The organism is Nocardia camponoti, assembly GCF_014646135.1.
Classification (GTDB): domain Bacteria; phylum Actinomycetota; class Actinomycetes; order Mycobacteriales; family Mycobacteriaceae; genus Nocardia; species Nocardia camponoti.
The window spans coordinates 582,925-604,336 of the sequence record NZ_BMMW01000001.1; the positions used below are offsets into that span (position 1 = coordinate 582,925).

26 protein-coding genes are annotated in these 21,412 nt (G+C 65.4%); 15 read left to right on the forward strand and 11 right to left on the reverse strand.

What is annotated here, in order from left to right; translation table 11 throughout:
- Positions 1-47: 47 nt before the first annotated feature.
- A complete protein-coding gene (locus tag IEX78_RS02665; protein ID WP_188827083.1) occupies positions 48-785 on the reverse strand; it encodes an SDR family oxidoreductase in 738 nt (245 codons plus the stop codon).
- 61 nt (positions 786-846) lie between these two features.
- Between IEX78_RS02665 and IEX78_RS02670 the strand changes: the two genes are divergently transcribed.
- A complete protein-coding gene (locus IEX78_RS02670; protein WP_229683670.1) occupies positions 847-1,224 on the forward strand; it encodes a winged helix-turn-helix transcriptional regulator in 378 nt (125 codons plus the stop codon).
- Here the strand turns inward: IEX78_RS02670 and IEX78_RS02675 are convergent.
- A complete protein-coding gene (locus tag IEX78_RS02675) occupies positions 1,221-1,997 on the reverse strand; it encodes a CPBP family glutamic-type intramembrane protease (RefSeq protein WP_188827084.1) in 777 nt (258 codons plus the stop codon). The genes IEX78_RS02670 and IEX78_RS02675 overlap by 4 nt on opposite strands.
- Before the next feature lie 186 nt (positions 1,998-2,183).
- Between IEX78_RS02675 and IEX78_RS02680 the strand changes: the two genes are divergently transcribed.
- Positions 2,184-2,621 carry a VOC family protein gene (locus IEX78_RS02680; protein WP_188827085.1) on the forward strand — a complete coding sequence of 146 codons (438 nt, stop codon included), beginning with the start codon at positions 2,184-2,186 and terminating at the stop codon, positions 2,619-2,621.
- Here IEX78_RS02680 and IEX78_RS02685 read toward each other — a convergent pair.
- Positions 2,618-3,646, reverse strand: a complete 1,029-nt coding sequence (locus tag IEX78_RS02685; protein WP_188827086.1) for a fused (3R)-hydroxyacyl-ACP dehydratase subunits HadA/HadB — start codon at positions 3,644-3,646, stop codon at positions 2,618-2,620. The genes IEX78_RS02680 and IEX78_RS02685 overlap by 4 nt on opposite strands.
- A 141-nt stretch (positions 3,647-3,787) precedes the next feature.
- Here IEX78_RS02685 and IEX78_RS02690 point away from each other — a divergent pair, with 141 nt between their 5' ends.
- Positions 3,788-4,222: a Fur family transcriptional regulator gene (locus tag IEX78_RS02690; RefSeq protein ID WP_188827087.1), complete on the forward strand. Its 435-nt coding sequence runs from the start codon at positions 3,788-3,790 to the stop codon at positions 4,220-4,222.
- Between the two features lie 11 nt (positions 4,223-4,233).
- Positions 4,234-6,444 (forward strand): catalase/peroxidase HPI, encoded by a 2,211-nt coding sequence (katG, locus tag IEX78_RS02695; protein WP_268240866.1) that lies wholly within the window; start codon positions 4,234-4,236, stop codon positions 6,442-6,444.
- Between the two features lie 54 nt (positions 6,445-6,498).
- Here the strand turns inward: katG and IEX78_RS02700 are convergent, their stop codons facing one another.
- Complete coding sequence (locus IEX78_RS02700) at positions 6,499-6,951, reverse strand: SRPBCC family protein (protein WP_188827088.1); 453 nt, start codon at positions 6,949-6,951, stop codon at positions 6,499-6,501.
- 57 nt (positions 6,952-7,008) lie between these two features.
- Positions 7,009-7,422: a nitroreductase family deazaflavin-dependent oxidoreductase gene (locus IEX78_RS02705; protein WP_188827089.1), complete on the reverse strand. Its 414-nt coding sequence runs from the start codon at positions 7,420-7,422 to the stop codon at positions 7,009-7,011.
- A gap of 88 nt (positions 7,423-7,510) precedes the next feature.
- Between IEX78_RS02705 and IEX78_RS02710 the strand changes: the two genes are divergently transcribed.
- The 3 genes from IEX78_RS02710 to rox all read left to right on the forward strand — a co-directional run bounded on the left by IEX78_RS02710 (position 7,511) and on the right by rox (position 10,424).
- Entirely contained in the window at positions 7,511-8,227 is a 717-nt protein-coding gene (locus IEX78_RS02710; protein ID WP_188827090.1) for a metal-dependent hydrolase, read from the forward strand.
- A gap of 215 nt (positions 8,228-8,442) precedes the next feature.
- Positions 8,443-8,886 (forward strand): DUF5994 family protein, encoded by a 444-nt coding sequence (locus IEX78_RS02715; protein ID WP_188827091.1) that lies wholly within the window; start codon positions 8,443-8,445, stop codon positions 8,884-8,886.
- A gap of 110 nt (positions 8,887-8,996) precedes the next feature.
- Complete coding sequence (gene rox, locus IEX78_RS02720) at positions 8,997-10,424, forward strand: rifampin monooxygenase (protein ID WP_188827092.1); 1,428 nt, start codon at positions 8,997-8,999, stop codon at positions 10,422-10,424.
- On the opposite strand, the gene IEX78_RS02725 is transcribed toward rox, so the two are convergent.
- Positions 10,411-11,280 (reverse strand): helix-turn-helix transcriptional regulator, encoded by an 870-nt coding sequence (locus IEX78_RS02725; protein ID WP_188827093.1) that lies wholly within the window; start codon positions 11,278-11,280, stop codon positions 10,411-10,413. The two genes, rox and IEX78_RS02725, sit on opposite strands and share 14 nt — an antisense overlap.
- Before the next feature lie 137 nt (positions 11,281-11,417).
- On the opposite strand from IEX78_RS02725, the gene IEX78_RS02730 reads away from it, so the two are divergent.
- Genes IEX78_RS02730 through IEX78_RS02745 form a run of 4 tightly spaced genes read left to right on the forward strand, consistent with a single transcriptional unit; the run spans position 11,418 to position 15,006 of the window.
- Entirely contained in the window at positions 11,418-12,467 is a 1,050-nt protein-coding gene (locus tag IEX78_RS02730) for an aldo/keto reductase (RefSeq protein WP_229683671.1), read from the forward strand.
- A 12-nt stretch (positions 12,468-12,479) separates the two neighbouring features.
- Complete coding sequence (locus IEX78_RS02735) at positions 12,480-12,908, forward strand: putative quinol monooxygenase (protein ID WP_188827094.1); 429 nt, start codon at positions 12,480-12,482, stop codon at positions 12,906-12,908.
- Between the two features lie 60 nt (positions 12,909-12,968).
- Complete coding sequence (locus tag IEX78_RS02740; RefSeq protein WP_188827095.1) at positions 12,969-14,189, forward strand: lipase family alpha/beta hydrolase; 1,221 nt, start codon at positions 12,969-12,971, stop codon at positions 14,187-14,189.
- Between the two features lie 4 nt (positions 14,190-14,193).
- Complete coding sequence (locus IEX78_RS02745; protein ID WP_188827096.1) at positions 14,194-15,006, forward strand: HugZ family pyridoxamine 5'-phosphate oxidase; 813 nt, start codon at positions 14,194-14,196, stop codon at positions 15,004-15,006.
- A gap of 10 nt (positions 15,007-15,016) precedes the next feature.
- Here IEX78_RS02745 and IEX78_RS02750 read toward each other — a convergent pair whose 3' ends face one another.
- Together IEX78_RS02750 and IEX78_RS02755 are read right to left on the reverse strand one after the other, a co-directional pair.
- Positions 15,017-15,367: a hypothetical protein gene (locus tag IEX78_RS02750; protein ID WP_188827097.1), complete on the reverse strand. Its 351-nt coding sequence runs from the start codon at positions 15,365-15,367 to the stop codon at positions 15,017-15,019.
- A gap of 69 nt (positions 15,368-15,436) precedes the next feature.
- Positions 15,437-16,054: an HdeD family acid-resistance protein gene (locus IEX78_RS02755; protein WP_188827098.1), complete on the reverse strand. Its 618-nt coding sequence runs from the start codon at positions 16,052-16,054 to the stop codon at positions 15,437-15,439.
- Positions 16,055-16,191: 137 nt separating this feature from the next.
- Here IEX78_RS02755 and IEX78_RS02760 point away from each other — a divergent pair, with 137 nt between their 5' ends.
- On the forward strand, positions 16,192-17,166 hold the full coding sequence (locus IEX78_RS02760) for a glycosyltransferase family 9 protein (RefSeq protein ID WP_188827099.1): 975 nt from the start codon (positions 16,192-16,194) through the stop codon (positions 17,164-17,166).
- Here the strand turns inward: IEX78_RS02760 and IEX78_RS02765 are convergent.
- Positions 17,148-17,510 (reverse strand): ArsR/SmtB family transcription factor, encoded by a 363-nt coding sequence (locus tag IEX78_RS02765; protein ID WP_188827100.1) that lies wholly within the window; start codon positions 17,508-17,510, stop codon positions 17,148-17,150. The two genes, IEX78_RS02760 and IEX78_RS02765, sit on opposite strands and share 19 nt — an antisense overlap.
- Positions 17,511-17,694: 184 nt before the next feature.
- On the opposite strand from IEX78_RS02765, the gene IEX78_RS02770 reads away from it, so the two are divergent.
- Entirely contained in the window at positions 17,695-18,438 is a 744-nt protein-coding gene (locus tag IEX78_RS02770; RefSeq protein WP_188827101.1) for a M23 family metallopeptidase, read from the forward strand.
- Between the two features lie 146 nt (positions 18,439-18,584).
- The gene (locus IEX78_RS02775; RefSeq protein ID WP_188827102.1) at positions 18,585-19,607 is read left to right on the forward strand and encodes a hypothetical protein; all 1,023 of its coding nucleotides are present in this window, start codon (positions 18,585-18,587) and stop codon (positions 19,605-19,607) included.
- Here IEX78_RS02775 and IEX78_RS02780 read toward each other — a convergent pair.
- Entirely contained in the window at positions 19,558-19,884 is a 327-nt protein-coding gene (locus tag IEX78_RS02780; RefSeq protein WP_188827103.1) for a hypothetical protein, read from the reverse strand. The genes IEX78_RS02775 and IEX78_RS02780 overlap by 50 nt on opposite strands.
- A gap of 224 nt (positions 19,885-20,108) precedes the next feature.
- On the opposite strand from IEX78_RS02780, the gene IEX78_RS02785 reads away from it, so the two are divergent.
- On the forward strand, positions 20,109-20,444 hold the full coding sequence (locus IEX78_RS02785; RefSeq protein WP_188827104.1) for an RNA polymerase-binding protein RbpA: 336 nt from the start codon (positions 20,109-20,111) through the stop codon (positions 20,442-20,444).
- Positions 20,445-20,516: 72 nt separating this feature from the next.
- Here the strand turns inward: IEX78_RS02785 and IEX78_RS02790 are convergent, their stop codons facing one another.
- Positions 20,517-21,410, reverse strand: a complete 894-nt coding sequence (locus IEX78_RS02790) for an ABC transporter permease (protein WP_188828202.1) — start codon at positions 21,408-21,410, stop codon at positions 20,517-20,519.
- Positions 21,411-21,412: the final 2 nt, after the last annotated feature.

Genomic DNA, 21,412 nt, shown 5'->3' on the forward strand with positions numbered 1-21,412 from the left:
TCCCGCCCGCCTCGATTGAACCGGCTGAATTTCGCGCCTGCGGCCTGTCAGGCCCCCACGAGGTAATCGCTGCCGCCAACAAACACCGTCCGGGCACCCACTCCCGTCCGGACGACCTCGTCGGCAATGGCTTCCGCGAATTCCTCGACCGTCGGCAGCGGGACGACGTCGCGACGGGAATTCACCGCGTCCGGATCGCGTCGGGTAAGCAGTCGCACGATCATCGTCCCTTCGATCATGTCGCCGGAAACCACCGACAGTCCAACCCCCGCCGCCGCCAGTTCAGGTTCGCGGGCACGAATTGCGTTCTCGCCCAACCGTTTACTGCGTGCGACCGGCCCATAGTCGCCGGGCACACCGTGGCTGTCAACGAAATGCGCCTGGTGGCTCGTCACGAAAACCACTCGCGACCCGCGACGCAAATGCGGCAACACGGCATCGAGCACCCGCAACTGCGCGTCGACATTGATCCTCGTTGCATAATCGGCATCCGCGCCGCGCTCAAGTCCGCCAGACGCGTTCAACACCAACCCGTCGAGGCCGCCTGAATCCGCGAGGATGCGCGAAACCATCTCGGCGACCTCCAGATCCACGGTTAGATCGGCCCCGAAGGCGACCGCCGAACCGCCCATGCCCTCAATTTCCGCGACCAATCCCTCAGCGCGCCTTCGCTTTTCGCGGTAGTTCACCACGACCCGATGCCCCCGTGCCGCGAGCACCCGCGCGGCGTCCGCGCCAATCCCCCGCGACGACCCGGTCACCAAGATGCTCTTCTGCTCAGCCACAGCGCACCCCTTCTCATTCAGAAGCACTTCTGATTTCGAAGCACGAGTATGCTAGTTCGAAATGAGAAGCGCAACCACTGATCCCGACGAACCAGGTTCGGAGACAGCCCTTTACGCCGCGATGGAACTCCTCGGCCAACGCTGGGTGCTGCGCGTTGTCTGGGAACTCGAACCCGGTCCCCTCGGTTTCCTTGAGTTGCGTCGACGCATGGGGAACTGCTCATCAAGCATGCTCGCCGAACGGCTGGCGACGCTGACGCAAGTCGGCATCCTCGAAAAACACCCCGACAAGTCGTACTCGCTAACCCCTCACCGCGGCGCGACACTGGGCGAAGCGCTGGAACCGCTGTGGCAGTGGGCTGACAAGCACTCTGACACCCTCACGAAAGCCACGCGGACTCGCCCCGATGCAGGTCAGAACGCGCGCAAGCGCGGCTAGGTGGGTTTGCCGTTCCATCCCGGCGCATGCCCACGCCACCACCAGACCAGCACAACAATGCCGGTCGCGCCCAGTGCGACCGTGGTGAGCAACCGCAAGCCAAGCGGAAATACGGTGATGGTCAGGTCGTTGATGATGTGGGCAACCACGATCGGCCACACCAGTTTCACCCTCGTGTACACGTAAAACAGCAATGCCATCCACACCAGGCACTCCGCGATCACCGCTGGGCCCTGGTAGAGGTGGAACGGGATTCGCAGGCCGGTCAGGACGAGGATTTGCGCCCACAACGGCATGCGCAGGCGGTGCATGATGGCCAGCGGCAACGCCAGCAGCATCGTCTCCTCGACCACCCCCATCCGCACGCTCCACTCCACGGCCTGCCAAACGCTGACGGGGGTGTCGCTGGGCGCTGTGCCGGGCCATCCCGGCACGATTCCCGTGATCAGTTTCGCGACCCACTGCGCCGCGAACGCCGCCGCGACCACCCCGGCAAACCCCCAGCGCACCGGCAGCGGTTGACGCAGCCCCAACTCGGACGGGCTGAGGCGCAGCCAACGCCATGCGACGAAGAAAGTCAGCGCCGCGACCGGCCACATCAACCATTGCGACCACTGATACAGGCTCGACAGCGTCCCGTCGGTGTGTGGGATGCGACGGGTCACCAACGCCACAACGGCAACCACAATCGCCGACCCAAACGCGCAGACATACCCGATGAGCTGCACACTCCACGCCCGAACCGCCCACCCCGTGGGAACGACGCCGGTCACCGGAACCGACTCGCAGCAGACGTTCCTAGCAACGTGGCTCCGATCGTGACGGGCGTCCAGACTCAGGGGACATGAGCAGTTACTACGGAGTTATATCGAATAGCGGGCGCGATACGCGGGACGCACCACAGCCCGCGCCGAATGAACACCGGCGAAACGCACCCGACCAGGGCTAAATTCATTCGCATGTCCATCAAACGGTTTGATCATGTCGGCGTCACCGTCTCCGACCTCGATTCCGCCATCGCCTTCTTCGAAAAGCTTGGGCTGGAACCCACCGGCCCGCGCGTGACCATCGAGGGCGAGTTCATCGACACCGTCACCGGCATCCCCAATGCCCGGTCGGAAATCGTCATGCTCGCCGCGCCCGGCGGCGAAACCACCGTCGAATTGTCGAGCTTCCACCACCCTGACCACACCCCAGGGTCAACCCAAGCGCTGGCCAATGAGATCGGGCTCAGAAGTATCGCGTTCGAAGTCGACGACATCGACGCGGCCGTGAATCAGCTTGCCGCCGACGGCTATTCGCTCGTCGGCGGCATCGGCCAATATGAGAACGCGTGGCGCATGGCCTACGTTCGCGGGCCCGACGGCATCACCGTGGCCCTGGCCCAACAGCTTTAGCGGAACCGCAGTTCGCTCGTCGCGAGGCCGAAGATCTTGCGACCACCCGACTTCGCAACGATCGCGATCACGGCGGTGCGCGCCTCGGCGTCAAGCGACTTCACTCGACCGGTGTACTCGATCTCGCCGCCAGCGACCGCGTCGACAACAACGGTGTTCGACAACCGCACGCCGTAGCGGCGCACCGCACCCGGGTCGCCCGACCATGCCGACAGGAAACCGGCGCCAAGGCCCATTGTCAGCATGCCGTGCGCGATCACGTCCGGCAGACCGGCCAGCCGGGCGACCGCGTCGTTCCAGTGGATCGGGTTGCCGTCACCGGATACCCCGGCGTAGTTGACCAAATCGCCACGTGACAGTCGAGCCGCGCGCAAGGGCAGTTCGTCGCCAACGGTGAGCTCGTCGAACGACAGCGTGGTCGCCGAAGGCGCACCGGACGCCAAGACCAGCTGGCCTTCGGGCCGCAACGGCACCTCGGCGTCGACGTCGTCGGTAGCGGTCCCACCGAACACGTTGACCCCGTGCATCATGGTGTTCGCGACGGCGTCGGTGATCGCCGGATCAACCTCATCGCCGCTGATCCCGACGACGGTGGTGTGCATGACATGCACCGTCTCGCCGGCCTCATCACGGAACGTGTTGGTGACGGTGATCAGATCCTTGCCCGCGATGCGCCGCACCGACGACAACTCGACGTCGGTGATCAGCCGATCACCCGCGACGATCGCGCGGTGCTGTTCGAAAACCTGCTCGGTCTGCACGAACATGTCGTAGCCGACGACGACGGATTCGAAGAGCGTGCGGTTGGCCGCCATCGCCGGGATCGACACGAAGGTCAGCGGCGCGAGCAGGCCCGAGTAGCCGAGTTCGGCGGCGGCACTTTCTTCCCAGTGGGCAGGGTGGTAGTCCTGCACCGCGCGCGCGTACTCGCGGATTTTCTCGCGGCCGACATCGTATGTGCCTTCCACCTGGTAGTAATGCCCAACTTTCGACGCGACATCGGGAGCATCGAGCGTGGAAGTCACCGCGGTTCACCTTTGTTCGAGGGGATAACTCTCGGCAGGGTAGTCGAGTGCGGCGACTCGCGCGGCACGTTGAACCAGTTCCCGTACCAGATACAACGAAACCCTTGCCGCACTAATCTGGAATCACTACACTCTTGGATTGTGTCCAACACGTTGGATTTCGAGCATCGCCTCCGCACGGCGAACCTCCGGGTCACCGCGCCCCGCCTCGCTGTGCTCGTCGCCGTCGACGCGCAACCGCACGCCGACACCGACACCATCATCACCGAGGTCCGACGCTCCCTCGGCAGCGTCAGCCAACAGGCGGTCTATGACGTGCTGCGCGCACTGACCACCGCTGGCCTACTCCGTCGAATCCAACCCATGGGCTCCGTTGCCCGCTACGAAACCCGCGTCGGTGACAACCATCATCACCTGGTTTGCCGATCCTGTGGCGCGATCGCCGACGTGGAATGCCAAACCGGCGCAGCGCCCTGCCTGACCACTTCCGATGACCAAGGGTTCGTTGTGGACGAGGCCGAAGTCATTTACTGGGGCTACTGCCCCGACTGCACGACAACACGATCACCTCGCTGAAAGGAACAATCGTGCCCGACGAGAATCCCCTGGTTGCCGAACCGATCGCCGACAGCGGCGTCAACGCGTGCCCGTTCTCCTCACCCGACAGTCGGGGCGCCAACCAGGACTGGTGGCCCAACCAGCTCAATCTCTCGCTGCTGCAAAAGAATCCGGCCGAATCGAACCCGCTTGGCGCTGACTTCGACTACCCGGCCGCCTTCGCCACCCTCGACCTCGCCGAGGTAAAACGCGACATCGAAGCCGTCATCACCGACTCCAAGTCGTGGTGGCCCGCCGACTACGGCCACTACGGCCCCCTGTTCATCCGCATGGCATGGCACTCGGCGGGCACCTACCGCGTCGGCGACGGTCGCGGTGGCGCGGGCAGCGGCATGCAGCGCTTCGCCCCGCTCAACAGCTGGCCCGACAACGTGAGCCTCGACAAGGCGCGTCGCCTGCTGTGGCCGGTGAAGAAGAAGTACGGCAAGAAACTGTCGTGGGCTGACTTGATGATCTTCACGGGCAACGTCGCGCTGGAATCGATGGGCTTCAAAACCTACGGCTTCGGCGGCGGACGCGTCGACGCGTGGGAGCCCGACGACGAGGTGTACTGGGGCCCCGAGCACACCTGGCTCGGCGACGAACGCTACAGCGGCAACCGTCAGCTCGAAAAGCCGCTTGCCGCAGTGCAAATGGGCCTGATCTACGTGAATCCCGAAGGGCCGAACAGCAATCCGGACCCGCTCGCCGCCGCCGCTGACATTCGCGAGACGTTCGGGCGCATGGCGATGAACGACGAGGAAACCGCCGCGCTCATCGCCGGTGGCCACTCGTTCGGCAAGACCCACGGTGCCGCCCCTGCCGACCACGTCGCCGCCGCCCCCGAAGGCGCACCCCTCGAAGAGCAGGGTTTGGGCTGGCGCAACAACTTTGGCACCGGCGTCGGCCCCGACGCGATCACCTCCGGTCTCGAAGGCGCATGGAAGTCCAACCCGATCAAGTGGGACAACGGCTTCATCGAGAACCTCTACGCCTACGAATGGGAACTCACCAAGAGCCCCGCCGGCGCGCACCAGTGGATCCCGAAGAACGGCGGCGGCGCCGACACCGTGCCCGACGCGTTCGACCCGAACAAAAAGCACCAGCCGGTCATGCTCACCACCGACCTCGCGCTGCGCGCCGACCCGGCATACGAGCGCATCACCCGTCGCTGGCTTGACCACCCCGATGAGTTCGCGCAGGCCTTCGCCAAGGCCTGGTACAAGCTCACCCACCGCGACCTCGGCCCGATCACCCGCTACCTCGGCCCACTCGTGCCGAAGGAGCCGGAACTGTGGCAAGACCCGGTCCCCGCGCACACCGGCAAACTGATCGACGCCGACGACATCTCCGCGCTCAAGAGCCGCATTCAGGCATCCGGGCTGTCGATCGCACAGCTCGTTTCGACCGCGTGGGCGGCGGCATCGTCGTTCCGTGGCAGCGACAAGCGTGGCGGCGCCAACGGCGGCCGGATCCGGTTGGAACCGCAGCGCAGCTGGCAGGTCAACGAACCCGACGAGCTCGCGAAAGTCATTCGCGCGCTTGAGGAAATCCAAACGGCGTTCAACGCACAGGGCGGCGCGCAGGTGTCGTTCGCTGACCTCGTCGTGCTCGGCGGTTCGGTCGGTATCGAGCAGGCAGCGCAGGCAGCCGGGTACGAGGTCACGGTGCCGTTCGCGCCGGGCCGCACCGACGCAACCCAGGAACAGACCGACATCGAGTCGTTCTCGGTGCTTGAACCCATCGCCGACGGGTTCCGCAACTACCTGGCCAAGGACGCGCGTCTGCCAGCGGAGTATCTGCTTGTCGACAAGGCGAACCTGCTCACCCTCACCGCACCCGAACTCACCGTGCTGCTCGGCGGTTTGCGTGTGCTCGGCGTGAACTACAAGGGCAGCAAGGCAGGCGTGTTCACCGACAAGCCGCACACCCTCACGAACGATTTCTTCGTGAACCTGCTCGACATGGACATCGAATGGAAGCCTGTCGACAGCGACGAGAACCTCTACGAGGGTCGCGATCGGGAAACCGGCAAGGTTGTCTGGACGGGAAGCCGCGTCGACCTGGTCTTCGGTTCCAACGCGCAGCTGCGTGCTGTCGCTGAGGTGTACGCGACCGATGACGACAAGCAGAAGTTCGTCGTCGACTTCGTCGCGACGTGGACGAAGGTCATGAACGCCGACCGGTTCGATCTGGTCTAGCTCAACCAAAAGCGGCCCCCGCGAAGCACTTTCGCGGGGGCCGCTTTGTGCGACTTACTTGGTGAACAGGCTCGCAAGGCGGTCGACCGACGCTTGCAGCTTGTCGGCGGTCGTCGCCTTCGCCCGCACCTGACGACGCTCGTCGTGCAGGTTCGTCCAGTCGTAGGTGTGGGTGACGCGCGTTGTGTTGTCGTCGATCGGCTCAAGCTCCCAGCGCCACAGATGCCCCGGCGGGGTCTTGCCCGGCTCGGCGGGCGTCCACGCGATGACCTTGCCCTCAACGAACTCGACAACGTGATTCTCGCGCACGACGTCGCCGGTGAGCGTGGTGGTGAACACCGCGCCAGCCTCGGTGACACGCTGGCCGGGCGCGGCCTCAGCGAGATTGTCGTTGCCGTCGAAACTTGGCTGCTTGGCCGGGTCGGCGATGAGGTCGAACAGAACAGCCGCGTTCGCGGGAATCTCGCGTGACGCGTGCACGATGCGGGGGACGGTGGTTTCGGTCATCGGGCGATGAAACCAGCCCATCGCACCAGCGGGCAACGATTCAGCTCACGCCTGTTGCTAATTCACGCGGTCGATCGCGAAAACGGGAATCACGCGCGACGTCTTGTCGCGGTACTCGGCGAAGCCGGGAAGTTGCTCGACCATCCGGTCATACAGGCGGGTGCGTTCCGGTTCGTCGACGAGGACAGCTTTGCTGCTGAACGTGCCCGTCGGCAGTTCGACGACAACCTCCGGGTTCGCGATCAGGTTGTAGTACCACGCCGGGTGCTTGTCGGCGCCGCCGTTGGACGCGATCAGCACGATGCGGTCACCGTCGGGCAGGTAGACAAGCGGATTCGTGATCGCGCGCCCTGTCTTCGCGCCGGTCGTCGTGATCACGATCATGTGCTCGTTGCCTTCGAACGGCCCACCGACCTTGCCGCCGTTGGCGCGGAACTCCGCGATCACCTGATCATTGAACGAATTAGTCATGCCCTTGCTAACCCCGCGCCGCCGTGTCGCATTCCGTGCGCGTGCTGGGGATATGCGTGATCTTGGTTCGCTCGTCTAACGTGCTGGGGTGCTTGGACATTCACACGCGACATCGGGCGCGCTTGCGTGGGCGGCGACTGCCGCGGCGCTCCCGCTCACGGTCGCCGCGTTTCCCTTATTTGATAGTGAGAACACCCGATTCGGCATCGCCGAGTTGATCATGGGCACTTTCCTGACCGCGGGCGCGGCGTTGCTGCCCGATGCCGACCACCCGCACGGCACCATTTCGCATGTGCTTGGGCCGGTGTCGCATGCGATGTGTCGACTGATCTCCTTCCTGTCCGGCGGGCATCGGCACGGGACACATTCGCTGCTGTTTGTTGTTGTCGCGGTGGCGGCGACGTGGGCGGGCGAGCATTACCTCGGCAGGCCATTCACACTTGGCCTGGTGTTTTTCCTGCTCGCGCTCGCGGTGCGGTCACTGAATTTGTGTCCGCCTGGCAAAAGCCTCCGTACCTACGGGACCGTGATCGTCCTCGCGGTCGCAGGTACTTTCGTTGTAGACCAGTGGATCGTCGACCGACCGGCGTGGCTGCCGATCTGCGTCGGCCTCGGCTGCCTCGCCCACCTCATCGGTGACTGCCTCACTGAACGCGGCTGCCGCCTACTGTGGCCACTCCCCTTCCGCACCCGGGTGCCGGTGATCGAACGAACGGGCAATCGCGTCGAAACCTGGGTCCTTTCACCACTTTTCGTGCTCGGCGCACTCGGTGCGCTGTGGTACACGATCACCCATCACGTGTAGTCAGCCTTTAGCCGTTTTTCTTTCGCCTGCGCGTGGTCGGCGAGTTGGCCACCCGTTGAGGCGGAATCGCGACAGATGCGCATATCGCTATACAGGGATGTTTTGTAGTGGGCGTAGGCTTGAGGAGTCGGGGGCACTTCGCGCGAAGCCATCCGTGGTCTCGCCGTCACCCGGCGCGTCACAGGGCCCGCTGCGCGGTCCCGGTCAGGAGCGTCATGACGACGCCACAGCACGCGGCCGACCACGGCCTCGGGAACTTCAGCGCCACCCCGGGCGGCGGTCAGCCGTTCGACACCCCCACCCGCACCCCACGTTTGCTCCTGCGCGAACGCGACGACGCCCACGTCGACCTGGACGGCGTGTGGTGGCCGCGCACCGGCAATCTCACCGCTGAGCTGCACAATCTCGTGACCGCACTCACCGGCCGACTGGGCGAAACCACCCGCATCACATTCGACTGGAACTCGCTGAGCCGCTGGCAACGCCGCATCGACGGACCCGACGGCATCGAGGTAACCAACCCCCTCCCCCACCAACCCCTGCACGTGATGTTCATCTACGGCACCGGTGACGAACCGCTTCGACTGCTCGTGATCGAGCCAAACACCGGGCGGGCGCAAGCGGAAGCGACGATTCGCAGCACCATTCACCCCAACTGATCTTCGTACCCCCTTCTAACTTATAGCGCGGATGGGGGCTTGCGGCAAGCCCCCATCTTTGCTGCACAATCTCTCTCGCAAAGCGGTGACCTGCGAATATTGGGAGATTCATGATCGACGTGACGATTGCCGGAGCAGGACCGACCGGGCTGATGTTGGCGAGCGAACTGCGACTGCATGGGGTCGACGTGACCGTCATCGAGCGCGACGCCGAACCGACGAAGATCGTGCGCGCGCTCGGCATGCACGCGCGGTCGCTCGAGGTGCTTAAGCAGCGCGGCATGCTGAAACCGTTCATCGACGCGGGTGTCACGCACCCCGTCGGCGGATTCTTCGCGGGCATTCCGAAGCAAGCACCCGAACTCGACACCACCCTCCCCTACGTCCTCGGGCTGCGCCAACCCGTCATCGACAGCCTGCTCGCCGACCACGCGGCGGCAGCGGGTGCACGCATCGAACGGGGCACCGAACTCGTTGACCTCGCCCAGGACGCGACGGGCGTGACCGTCCGGCTTGCTGACGGGCGCGAACTGCGGTCGCGTTACCTCGTCGGTTGCGATGGTGGGCGCAGCACGGTCCGCAAGCTCGTCGGCATCGACTTCCCCGGCGAAGCTGCCCGCGTCGAGACACTGATTGGCGAGATGGCGCTGGACGTGAGTGCCGATGAACTCATGCGGGTCATGACACAGGTGCGCAAGACCCAAATCCGTTTTGGCGCAATGCCATTAGGCGACGGGTACTACCGCGTCATCGTGCCCGCGGCCGGTGTCACCGAAGACCGCGCGTGGACGCCGACGCTCGACGATGTGAAAGCCCAGCTCATCGCGACCGCTGGCACCGATTTCGGCGCGCACTCTCCGCGCTGGCTTTCGCGTTTCGGTGACGCGACGCGGCAGGCAGAGCGGTACCGTGACGGTCGTGTGCTGCTCGCAGGCGATGCCGCCCACATCCACCCGCCGATGGGCGGCCAGGGCCTCAACCTCGGCGTGCAGGACGCGATGAACCTTGGTTGGAAGCTCGCCGCCGCCGTAAAGGGTTGGGCACCAACGGATTTGCTTGACACCTATGAAGCTGAACGCCACCCCGTCGGCGCTGCCGTGCTCGACAACACACGCGCGCAAATGCACCTCGCGTCGCTCGACCCAGGCGCACAGGCCGTGCGGAGGTTGCTCACCGAGCTGATCGACATCGACGAGGTGAACAAGCTGCTGACCAACAAAATCACCGCACTCGATCTGCGCTACGACTTCGGCAGCGGCGACGACCTCGTTGGGCGGCGCCTGCGCGACATCGCGTTGTCGGCGGGCAGCCTGTACGGGCACATGCACACTGGTCGAGGCATTTTGCTTGACCAGAAGGGCGAGCTGTCGGTTGGCGGTTACGCCGACCGAGTCGACCATGTCGTTGACGTCAGCCCGGAACTCGACGCCCCGGCGGTACTGATCCGCCCGGATGGGCATGTGGTGTGGGCGGGATCGGACGAGGTCGCACTAGACGCGGCGTTGCGCCGATGGTTCGGCGACGCTACGTCGCGATAGGCGGCCCGACCTGCCGCGTCTCCTGCGCCCAGGTCGCGAGTAGTCGCAGTGCGGTGTGCGACGGCGATCCTTCTTCGACGGTGTGCGCGATGAGCGCCTGGTCGGGATCGTCGGGGAGCCGGAGGGTTTCAAAACCGAGGTCCACTTCGCCAACCACCGGATGCCGGTAGCGATAGCGGCCGTGGGTTTTGTCCTGCAGGTGGTGCTCGGCCCACGCTGTCCGAAACTCGGGGCTGTGCTGGGAAAGGTCGTCGAGCAGCGCGGTCGTTGCCGGGTCGTCGGGGTGACGTGCCGCGTCGAGGCGCAAGTACGCCGCCACATCACGCACCTTCTGTGGCCAGTCGGCGTAGAGCGCGCGCATCCCTTCGTCGAGGACGACCAGCCGGGCTAGGTTGCGTTGGGCGGGTGCGAGCGCCCCGAAATCGGTGATGAGCGCGGCAGCGAGCGGGTTCCAGGCCAGCACATCGGTGTTGCGGCCGACGATGTAGGCGGGCACGTCGCCGACTGAGTCAAGCAGCCGTTGCAGCCCTGCCCTGACCTGCTGCGGCGCCACCGCGCGTTCGCTTGTCGGCCACGGCCGGGCGAGGCGGTAAAAGTGTTGCCGCTCAACGTCATTGAGCCGCAACGTGCGCGCGACCGCGTCGAGCACTTCTTCGGAGAAGTGCAGGGTGCGTCCCTGTTCGAGGCGAACGTAGTGATCGACGCTGACGCCGGCGAGCTGGGCGAGTTCCTCACGGCGCAACCCGGGAACGCGGCGCCGACCGCCATAGCTCGGCAGCCCCAGTTCCTCAGGCTGCAAGCGGGCTCGCCGCGATCGCAGAAATTCGCCTAGCTCGGCCCGCCTATCTAGTGCCATAAGGCAACTATGCCAACCATTTCCGACGCTAAGCAAGTCATGCGGTGCCCAGGCTCAGGCTGGCACTGGGTAGCGCGTCACGCGGCGGCGAAAGTAGTGGCGTAAGCAAAACCAACACGAGAAACGAGTACCGCGAAATGAGCAACCTCACCACTACCGCACTCGGCACCACGGGCATGAACATCACCCGACTTGGCTTCGGATCGTGGGCCGTATCCGGCGCGGGCTGGAAGTTCAGCTGGGGCGCGACCGACGACGCCGAGTCGGTCACCGCTATCCGCCACGCACTGGATGCGGGCGTGAACTGGATCGACACCGCCGCGGTGTACGGGCTTGGACATTCGGAAGAGCTGGTAGGCAAAGCGATCGCCGACTTGCCTGCCAGCGACCGGCCCTACGTTTTCACCAAGGTCGGCCTCGTCTGGGATCCCGCTGACCCGGCGGCCTCGCCGCGCCGCATCATGAAGCCGGAAAGTGTGCGCCGCGAGGTCGAAGACTCGCTGCGTCGACTCGGCGTCGACCACATCGACCTCTACCAGGTGCACTACCCCGACACGGGCGAATCCTTGGAGTACGCGGGCGGTGGGTTCGGTGAGGTCTCGCCGAACGCCACGCCGCTGTCGGAGTACTGGCAGGTCATGGCCGATTTGAAGGCCGAAGGCAAGGTTCGTGCCATCGGACTGTCCAATCACACGCCCGACCTGCTGGAAGAGGCCGAGCAGATCGCCCACGTCGACGTGATCCAGCCGCCGTTCTCGGCGATCAACCGGTCGGCCGCGGCCGAAATCGCGTGGGCCCGCACACACGACACCGGCGTGATCGTCTACTCGCCGCTGCAATCGGGCCTGCTCACCGGCACGTTTTCCGCTGAGCGCGTTGCCAACCTGCCCGCTGAGGATTGGCGCGCGGCCCACCACGACTTCACCGACGGCCTTGCCGCCAATCTGGCGTTGGCGGAGGCGTTGCGACCCATCGCGGCACGGCACAACGCGACCGTTGCCGAGGTGGCCATCGCGTGGGCGCTGGCATGGCCCGGCATCACCGGAACCATCGTCGGCGCGCGCAAAACTGCCCAGGTTGACGGCTGGATCGGTGCGGACAAGGTGACGCTGACACCTGAGGACCTCCTCGCGATCTCGGCCGCGATCACCGCTTCGGGCGCGGGCGCTGGCCCCGCCCAGCCCTAACAGGAGCAGACGATGTCGTTAACCGTTGTCGCGGAATGCCTGGCGGCACCAGGGTATGAGGACCGGCTGCGCACCGCGTTGGAGGCGATGATCGAGCCTTCGATGGAAGAACCCGGTTGCCTGTCCTACCGCCCATACGCCGATCTGAATCAGCTGGGCAGGATGGTGATCGTTGAGGAATGGACCGACGCGGACGCCTTGGCCGCGCACTTCGCTACCGCGCACTTCGCGCATGTGGAACAGGTGCTCAGTTTCGTTCTCGCTGAGCCGATGACGGTCCGCAAGCTGGTTGCCGCCTGCGTCGTTGGCTCGCCACCCCATCCGGGTGGCGAGCCAACAGCGTGTGTGTTGGTTGGTTTACCCCCGCCGCGCAACATGCGTAGATGCGCATATCTCGGTAAGTTGATGTTTTCTTACAGCGAGACAAGCACCCGGCCGTGACCGCTCATCAATCTCGCACCTAACCCTCCCCATTTCAGTGAACAGTTGTACTCTCAATCCGTGACGCAGCAGCTCCCCCAATCGCAAGCCGAAGTGCAGGCACTGACCCGCCTCGCGGGCGATGAGTTTGTGAGCGCGGTCGACGGCATCGCCGACATCCACCGCGCCATCTCCGACCGCGTCTTCGCCACCCTCCGCCTCGGCCTCGGCCCCGCTGCTGACCCGGTGAAAATCGTGCATGACGCGATCACCGATGGCGTTTACGCGATCGTCAGCGGTAGCGGGTCCGTGGTCGGTGAGGTGGCGAGCGCGGTCGCGGTGCCCGGGGTGCCAGCGCCGTCACGCACGGTGTGGGGCGCGGGCGTGCTCGCCGCCGTACAGGGCCTGATCGGCGACACTCTCGCCGACAACGCGCCAATCTTGTCTACTCCCATGACTTTTCGCGTCGACGGCGCCCCGATTCGCCCGGACGTTCTCGCCGCCTACTCCCCCACCCCGACGGCGAAACTCGTGGTCAGCGTGCACGGCCTCGTCGAAACCGAGCACGCGTGGCGGCTCGGCGGCGAAGCAACTTACGGCGACCGCCTCGCCACTGACCTCGGTTACACGCCACTGTTCCTTCGCTACAACAGTGGCCTGCACATCTCCGAAAACGGTGCCCAGCTCAGCGAACTGCTCGCCGACGTCGTCGCGCACTGGCCCGTTCCCGTCGAGGAAATCTGCCTGATCGGGCATTCGATGGGCGGGCTCGTCGCGCGTAGCGCGTGTCATCAGGCGGCCGAAGCGGGTGCGGACTGGGTGTCGTGGGTACGCCAGATCATCTGCCTCGGTTCGCCGCATCTCGGCGCGCCGCTTGAGCAGGCGGTGCATTACGCGGCGGCGGCGCTCGACCACTTCCCCGAAACCCGACCACTGTCCCGGTTGCTCAAACGTCGCAGCGCGGGCATTCGCGACCTTCGGCGTGGTTCGCTCGTTGATGAGGACTGGGCCGACCTCGACGCTGACGCCCTCCGCACCCGGGTGGCCGCCGAAGTTCCGCTCCTCCCGTCGATCGACCACTATTTCGTGACAGCGACGGTCACCCGCAGCCCACGCCACCCGCTTGGCAGGCTCATCGGCGACGGGCTCGTGCTGTCGGGCAGCGGTTCGGGCCGTGGCGACGCGCGGCGCATGGGCTTGGGCGAGGTGAACGGCATGCATGTGCCTGGTGCGCACCACTTCGGGCTGCTCAACCATGATTCGGTGTATCAAGCACTCCGTAGCTGGCTGTCGCTACCCTAAGTTCATGACTCTCGACCACGGCGACCCCGGCGACGCACCCGCGATTCCCCTGCCCACCGCACCGCTGGCCAACGAGGCGCGCCCCTCCGCCGCGGAGGAAGCGCGCACCATCGCCGCTTCGACAACGACGGGCACCCTGGCCACGTTGAGCGCTGATGGTGGCCCGTGGGCGTCGTTCGTCACCTATGGATTGCTCGATGGCGCACCGGTTTTGAGTGTGTCGCGGTTGGCTGAGCATGGTCGCAATCTGGCTCGTGACCCGCGCGCGAGTATCGCGATCGTGTCGCCCGACATGCCCGCCGACCCGCTCGCTGGCGGCCGCATCACATTGTCGGGCGTGGTTGAGCGCCCCGAGGGCGCGGAGCTCGCCGCCGCACGCGAGGCGCATCTGCTAGCGGTGCCGGGCGCGAAGTACTACATCGATTACAGCGATTTCACCCTGTGGGTGTTGCGGGTTGAGCGGGTGCGCTGGGTCGGCGGTTACGGTCGGATGGATTCGGCTTCGGCGGCGGATTACCTTGCGGCGCAAGCTGATCCGGTCACGGCGTCGGCGGCACCCGGCGTCGCGCACCTCAACGCCGACCACGCCGACGCCCTAGCCGACATGGCCCGCGCCCTCGGCGGCTTCCCAGACGCGACAGCGGCGAGCTGCGAACGCGCCGACCGCTACGGCCTTGACCTGCGCGTCGAAACCCCGCGCGGGGTGGCACGCACCCGCGTTGGCTACGCCGAACCGCTCAACGACATCACCGGATTGCGCGCGGCGACAGTCGAATTGGCGAAACGCGCGCGAACAATAAGCGCGCAAGCGAACTGAGATCCCAGTTTTAGTGCCAGAGTGCGGCGACGAACACGTTGGCGATGGCCAACACGCCCGCTACGTTGGTCATCCAGGTGATCTGCTTGCCGCGCTTGGCGTCGGCGTGACCGATTTCGCACAGGGCGACGACGATCAGCGCGATCACCAGTTTCACGGCGAGTTTGGCGGTGTCGGGGTCCTTGTGCAGGGAGTCGATGCCCGATGCCATGCCTGCGAGCACGATGCCGGTGATGATCTGGGCTCGCGCGCCCCACAGCATCAGGTTCGAAATGGCTGGGCGGGATGCGACGAAGCCGCCGACGACAGCGGCCATGCCGAGTAGGTGGGCGACAACGACGAGGTTGTACACGAATTCCATGAAGGGAAAGCGTAGTTCACAACCAAGCGGCCACCCCCGTAAGGAGTGGCCGCTTCGGCAGAATTTTCCTTAGCCCTGCACTGCCGCGTAGTTCGGGTAGCTGCCGTGCACTGCCCGGTCGATGACGTGGGAGTCCTTGCGCACCCCGAATGAGGTGATGATTTCCATGATGCCGATCACGATGAGGAAGATGCCGGCGACGAGCATCAGGGTGGTGATCGACGCGATCGGCCACACGATCAAGATCACGCCCGCGATGGCGCTGATGATGCCGTAGAAGATCTGCCAGCCGCGTCCTGGAACACCCTGGTCCGAGGCGGCCGAGAACAGGACGGCGATGCCGCGGAAGAGCCAGATGATGCCAATCCACAAGGCGAGCAACACAATTGAGGTGACATCGTCGCGGAAGCAGAACACGCCGATGATCAGCGACAGGATGCCGCTGATGAAGGAGAGCACGCGGAAGCTGGTGCTCGGCAAATGGGTGAAGGCGGCAACGAGTTGGAAAATACCGCTGACGACCATGTAGATGCCGAAGAGCACGCCCGCCACCAACAGTGACGGACCGGGCCACACGAGCACGATGATGCCCAAAATCACCGCGAGCAGACCGGTGACCAGAATGGTTTGCCAGGTTTTCTTGGCAAGAGCCGCGAGCGGGCTCTCCAACACGGTATTTGTGGTCATGACGCGATGTTATGCCCGGACGGTCCGGTTTCCTCGATATTAGCTGGAGCTGTGACCGTGTCGGAATCACCGGAAAATCCCCCAACTCCTTCGACTTGGCAACGTTTGATCCCGCTGTGCTCGGGTAAGTCGTTGTGGTGTCGGTTGTCCTGGTTTTGCAAGCTCGGGGCCTCGGTGAGTTGCTCGCCGCGGTGCCCGCTTTGCGTGCGTTGCGCCGGGCCTACCCGCGTCATCGGATCGTGTTGGCCGCACCCGCCCGGCTTGAGCAGGTAGTTGATCTCACCGGTGCTGTCGATGAGTTGGTGCCTACCGCCGATCCGGCGGCGCTGTTGTGGGATCGGACGTCGCCGGAATTGGCGGTCAACCTGCACGGCAACGATGTGGCCAGTGCGCGCGCGTTGGCGGATACGCAGCCTGGCCGGGTCATCGGGTTCCGCACGAAAGGCTGGCCGAAGCCGTCAGGGCCGCGCTGGGACCCGGAATGCCACATTGTCGACCGGTGGTGCGGGCTGCTCGAAGCCGAAGGCATCGCGGCGGATCGGCGGAACCTGGGGTTGGTGCCGCCGGTCGCGTCGATCAGTCGACGCGATTGCGTGGTTGTGCATATCGGCGCGGGCGCGCCAGCGCGTCGCTGGCCAGCCGAACGGTTCGCCGCCGTGATCCGACACCTCCTTGTCCTTGATCGGTCCGTGGTGGTCACTGGCGACGCGTTTGAGCGCGATATCGCCATGCAGGTCGCCAAGCAGGCAGGGCTGCCCGACGACCGGGTGCTCGCCGGACGCCAAACCCTCAGCGACCTGGCCGCCACCGTCGCCGAGGCCGCCCTCGTCATCAGCGGCGATACCGGGGTCGCGCACTTGGCTACCGCGTTCGGCACCCGCACGGTCCTGCTATTCGGGCCTACTCCCCCACGTCTCGGCGGGCCGCCAACGCACCTGCTTGGCCGCCACGCGGTGTTGTGGACGGGCCAGACCGGCGATCCCGACGGGCTCACGCCAGACGAAGGGCTGCTGCGCATCGGCGCGCGTGAGGTCATCGCGGCCACCGACGCGCAGTTGAGCAAGCACGAAGGGGCCGAATCGACGCGGTCGCGTTACCGCAGGGTCGGCTGAGGTCCGGTCGGCGGAGTCGGATGCTGGTCGACCTCGGCGGCGGCAGCGCGAAGTGCGGCGGCATGAGCGGCCAGCGCGCTCGGCCAGAACTGTTCGAGGTAGTCGCGGGCGTCGGAAAGACCGCGTGGGTCGAGTGAGTAGTAGTGCCGGTTGCCGTCGCGGCGCATGGTCACCAGATGCGCTTCGCGCAGGATGCGCAGGTGTTGCGACACCGCCGAACTAGTCACCTGGGCGGCGGCGGCGAGGTCAGCGACTGAGCGCGGGCCTTGGGGCAGTAGCTCGAAGATGGCGCGTCGGGTGGGGTCCGATAACGCGGTTATCGCGCGAACTCCGTTAGTGTCCACTGAACAAGTGTGCTGGAAATTCGCTGGTCAGGCAATGATCATGAACGTTCGGCATTTCGCCCGGTCGGCTTTCGGAAATCGGATCGTCAAGAGTCCGTCACGCAAGATCAACTGGCCTTATAGCGATCCGTGATGACCCCCACAGGATTCGCCGCGTCCGTCATCGTTTCGATACGTTCGAGACATGTTCGTGACCAACCCGTTATCCGCCCGCATCTCCGACGCCCTCGCTGGCCGTCGGAGCGGTGTTGTCGCGGGTGCGGTGGCCGTGGCCGCGCTTGTCGGCACCTCCGTCGCCACCTTTGGTGGCACGCCCACCCACCCCACTGCCGACACCGTCATTTCCGCTAGTGCCGCCGAAGCCGTTCCCGGCTCCGAGGCCGCCTACCGTTTCAGCGCCTTCCAGCCTGCTCCGGGTGCCCAGGCTACGCCTGCCCCTGACAGCAACCAGGTCGCGTGGGAAGACCACCGCGAAGCTGTTGGCCTGAACCTGCCCTTCGTCGCCCCTGAGCGCCCGAAGACCGTTCGTCCGGTCAACGGCCGCCTCACCTCCTACTTCGGTCCCCGCTGGGGCGTCGCCCACAACGGCATCGACTTCGGCGACCCGATCGGCGCCCCGGTCTTCGCCGTCACCGACGGCACCGTCATCGAGACCGGCCCCGCGACCGGCTTCGGCCTGTGGGTCCGTGTCCAGCAGGACGACGGCACCATCGGCGTGTTCGGCCACGTCAACGAGATCATGGTCGAGACCGGCCAGCACGTGAACGCGGGCGACGTCATCGCGACTGTCGGTAACCGTGGCAACTCGACCGGCCCCCACCTGCACTACGAAGTGCACGTGCCCGACGGCAGCCTCTACGGCGAGCCGATCGACCCGCACCCGTGGCTGTCGGCGCGCGGCATCAACGTCGGTATCGCGCAGGACTAATTGCTCGACAATCGGCTCGCACCTGAGGTGCGGGCCGATTTCGTGTTTCACCCCTCCGGAGTATGAGCTCCCCTACCCGGGAGCTAGCACCGGAACCGCTCCGCAGGACGAGGCGGGCGCCGACCCGGCGTTTCTACCGTCGGTTTATGACACTTCCTCTCGCGAAAAACCCGAAAAACCGTTGGCACGCACCGCTTTTAGTCAACAGCGCGCTCATGCTCGGCCTCGTTGTTGTCTCGTTGATCGGCATGGTTGTCGACGACCGTGCACTGCTCGGCGAATCCGTGTGGCTCAAACCCGCGAAATTCGGGTTCGCCTTCGCCACCTACGGGGTCACGCTCGCATGGCTGCTGCGGTTGCCGCATCGTGGCGCGCGCGTGACCTGGTGGTTCGGCACGATCTTCGCCATCACCGGCGTCGTCGACGTCGGGTTCATCGCGTTGCAAGCAGCGCGCGGCACGTTTAGCCATTTCAATACCGAAACCGATTCGGTCAACAGCATCGGCCAGCTGGTCTTTATGTCCGGGGTGCCCGGGCTGTTCCTCGCGAATCTTGTTATCGCCCTGATCATTTCGTGGCAGCGTGTCGCCGATCGGCCGACGCTCGTCGCGTTGCGCGCGGGGATATGGACCGCGGTGGTCGGGATGGCGCTCGGGTATTTGATGGGTTTCACCGGGGCGCAACTGGTTCGGAAAGCCGACGGCACCGTGGTCGGGCTGGTTGCCGGGCATACCGTGCAACCGGGCGCGCCCGTCGACGCCGCGCGCGACGGGGTCACCACGATGCCGCTCACGCACTGGTCGACCTCAGGCGGTGATCTGCGCATCCCGCATTTCGTTGGGCTGCACGGTATTCAGGTGCTGTTGCTGCTCGCGTTCGCCCTCGCGGTGTTGGCGCGTCGCTACCACTGGCTCCACGCGGCGAGCACCCGAGCGGCGTTGGTTGGTGTCGCCGCCCTCACCTATGCCGGGCTGCTCACGCTCGTGTTGTGGCAGGCGTTGCGCGGCCAGTCGCTCATCCACCCGGACACGGCAACCGCGACAGCGGGCGCGGCGCTGCTCGCGTTCCTCGCCGCGGGCGTGAGTGCGGTGTATCTGCGCGCACGCGACGACGAACCGGTCAGCGCAACCGTTCGGCTTCCCGCGTCAGCTGCACCAGAGCCACACTGAGCTCAGCTAATTCCCCCGGATCGGCACCCTCGGCGATCGCGGTCGCCACATCTTCGGCCGCGCAGCGGGCGGCGAACCACCGATCAGCCAGATCGGTGGCCTCCTGCGCGGTCAGCACAACCGCGTCTTCGGCGATCCCGGTGCCCTTGAGGTTCGTGCGGTGCTCGTAAGCACGCTGACGACACGACTGACGGCAATAACGACGGCGGCGGCCGGACTCGGAGTCAACGATCTCCCGTCCGCACCACGTGCAAGACAGCAAGCGGCTGCGCGACATGCTGCGAAACCCTAGCGGGCGCACGGCGAGTCCGCCGGTTCAGGTCTCGCTGAGTGGGCAAATCTGTTAGTAGCAGCCACGGGTCTCATCAACGTCACCAAGCCGGGCACTACAATGGAACAGTTCAGACTTCCCGTGCGTTGCCATCAGGACCACTGCGGTTCCCGGCCCCGCCTGGATTGCCGACCACGGCGCCAGCCGCCCAACAACACAGGAGCACACCCATGGCAGATCGCGTACTCCGGGGCAGTCGGCTCGGAGCGGTGAGCTACGAGACCGATCGCGACCACGACCTGGCTCCGCGCCGGATCGCCCGCTACCGCACCGACAATGGCGAAGAGTTCGATGTGCCCTTCGCTGACGATGCCGAAATTCCGCCCACCTGGCTGTGCCGCAACGGCCAGGAAGGTCAGTTGATGGAAGGCACGACGGTCGAGACCAAGAAGGTCAAGCCGCCGCGCACCCACTGGGACATGCTGCTTGAGCGTCGCAGCAAGGAAGAGCTCGAAGAGCTGCTCAAGGAGCGTCTCGACCTGCTGAAGACGCGTCGGCGCGGCTAAGAACCCCACCGATGCCATGGCGAAGGCCGCCTCCCCACTTTCGGGAGGCGGCCTTCGCCATGTTCGGGGCTGTTAGTGGCTTGCCACCTTGCGGTACTGCAACAACGCGGCGGGCATCGCGAGCGCGAGGATCACGACCGAACAGATCACCGCGTACTCGACGCAATGCTCAGCGGGCCACCCGGTTGCCGGGGCGAAGGTGGGCGGCGACCCGTTCTCAAACAGCTTGCGACCGGCCGCCGAGACCGCGGTAATGGGATTCCATTCGGCGATCGTGCGCAGCGGGCCAGGCAGGGTTTGCGCGGAAATGAACGCCGAGGAGATGAACGACAGTGGGAACATCCAGATCAGGCCCGCGCTTTGCGCCACTTCGACGGTCGGGGAAATGAGCCCGGTGAGCGCGCCAACCCACGACATCGCGAACGCGAAAAGCAGGATGATCGCGAACGCCAACGCCGCGTCAGCGATGCTGCCGTTGATGCGCCACCCGACGACGTAACCGCAGATCGCCATCACAACCAGGCTCAAAATGTTGACAACCAGGTCAGACAACGTGCGGCCCATGAGAACAGCGAGCCGCGACATCGGCAGCGTCCGCATCCGGTCGATGATGCCCTTCTGCAAGTCGCCCGCCAGACCCACGGTGGTGAACGCGGCGTTGAACGCCACGGTTTGGGTGAAAATGCCGGCAAGCAGGAATTCGCGGTACTGGTCACCACCGAGCGACGCACCGAAAATGTAGGCGAAAAGGAAAACGAACATCAACGGCTGCACAGTCGCGGTGACAAGCAGTGTCGGCACCCGCAGGATCGTGAGCAGGTTGCGGTAAGCCACGATCGCGCTGTCGCGGATGAACCGGAAACGCGGCGCCGACTCCACCGGTGCGGTGGGACGGGGGGTTGTCGGTTGGATCGGCAGTTCGCGGGTCGCGTAGTCGTCGGTTGCGGGCGAAACTTCGGGGGCCATGC

Coding starts and splice junctions, on each gene's coding strand:
- IEX78_RS02670 (WP_229683670.1), top strand. CDS start 847: ATGAGAAGCGCAACCACTGATCCCGACGAACCAGGTTCGGAGACAGCC.
- IEX78_RS02680 (WP_188827085.1), top strand. CDS start 2,184: ATGTCCATCAAACGGTTTGATCATGTCGGCGTCACCGTCTCCGACCTC.
- IEX78_RS02700 (WP_188827088.1), bottom strand. CDS start 6,951: ATGACCGAAACCACCGTCCCCCGCATCGTGCACGCGTCACGCGAGATT.
- IEX78_RS02705 (WP_188827089.1), bottom strand. CDS start 7,422: ATGACTAATTCGTTCAATGATCAGGTGATCGCGGAGTTCCGCGCCAAC.
- IEX78_RS02715 (WP_188827091.1), top strand. CDS start 8,443: ATGACGACGCCACAGCACGCGGCCGACCACGGCCTCGGGAACTTCAGC.
- rox (WP_188827092.1), top strand. CDS start 8,997: ATGATCGACGTGACGATTGCCGGAGCAGGACCGACCGGGCTGATGTTG.
- IEX78_RS02725 (WP_188827093.1), bottom strand. CDS start 11,280: ATGGCACTAGATAGGCGGGCCGAGCTAGGCGAATTTCTGCGATCGCGG.
- IEX78_RS02730 (WP_229683671.1), top strand. CDS start 11,418: ATGAGCAACCTCACCACTACCGCACTCGGCACCACGGGCATGAACATC.
- IEX78_RS02735 (WP_188827094.1), top strand. CDS start 12,480: ATGTCGTTAACCGTTGTCGCGGAATGCCTGGCGGCACCAGGGTATGAG.
- IEX78_RS02745 (WP_188827096.1), top strand. CDS start 14,194: ATGACTCTCGACCACGGCGACCCCGGCGACGCACCCGCGATTCCCCTG.
- IEX78_RS02750 (WP_188827097.1), bottom strand. CDS start 15,367: ATGGAATTCGTGTACAACCTCGTCGTTGTCGCCCACCTACTCGGCATG.
- IEX78_RS02755 (WP_188827098.1), bottom strand. CDS start 16,054: ATGACCACAAATACCGTGTTGGAGAGCCCGCTCGCGGCTCTTGCCAAG.
- IEX78_RS02770 (WP_188827101.1), top strand. CDS start 17,695: ATGTTCGTGACCAACCCGTTATCCGCCCGCATCTCCGACGCCCTCGCT.
- IEX78_RS02775 (WP_188827102.1), top strand. CDS start 18,585: ATGACACTTCCTCTCGCGAAAAACCCGAAAAACCGTTGGCACGCACCG.
- IEX78_RS02780 (WP_188827103.1), bottom strand. CDS start 19,884: ATGTCGCGCAGCCGCTTGCTGTCTTGCACGTGGTGCGGACGGGAGATC.
- IEX78_RS02785 (WP_188827104.1), top strand. CDS start 20,109: ATGGCAGATCGCGTACTCCGGGGCAGTCGGCTCGGAGCGGTGAGCTAC.
- IEX78_RS02790 (WP_188828202.1), bottom strand. CDS start 21,410: ATGGCCCCCGAAGTTTCGCCCGCAACCGACGACTACGCGACCCGCGAA.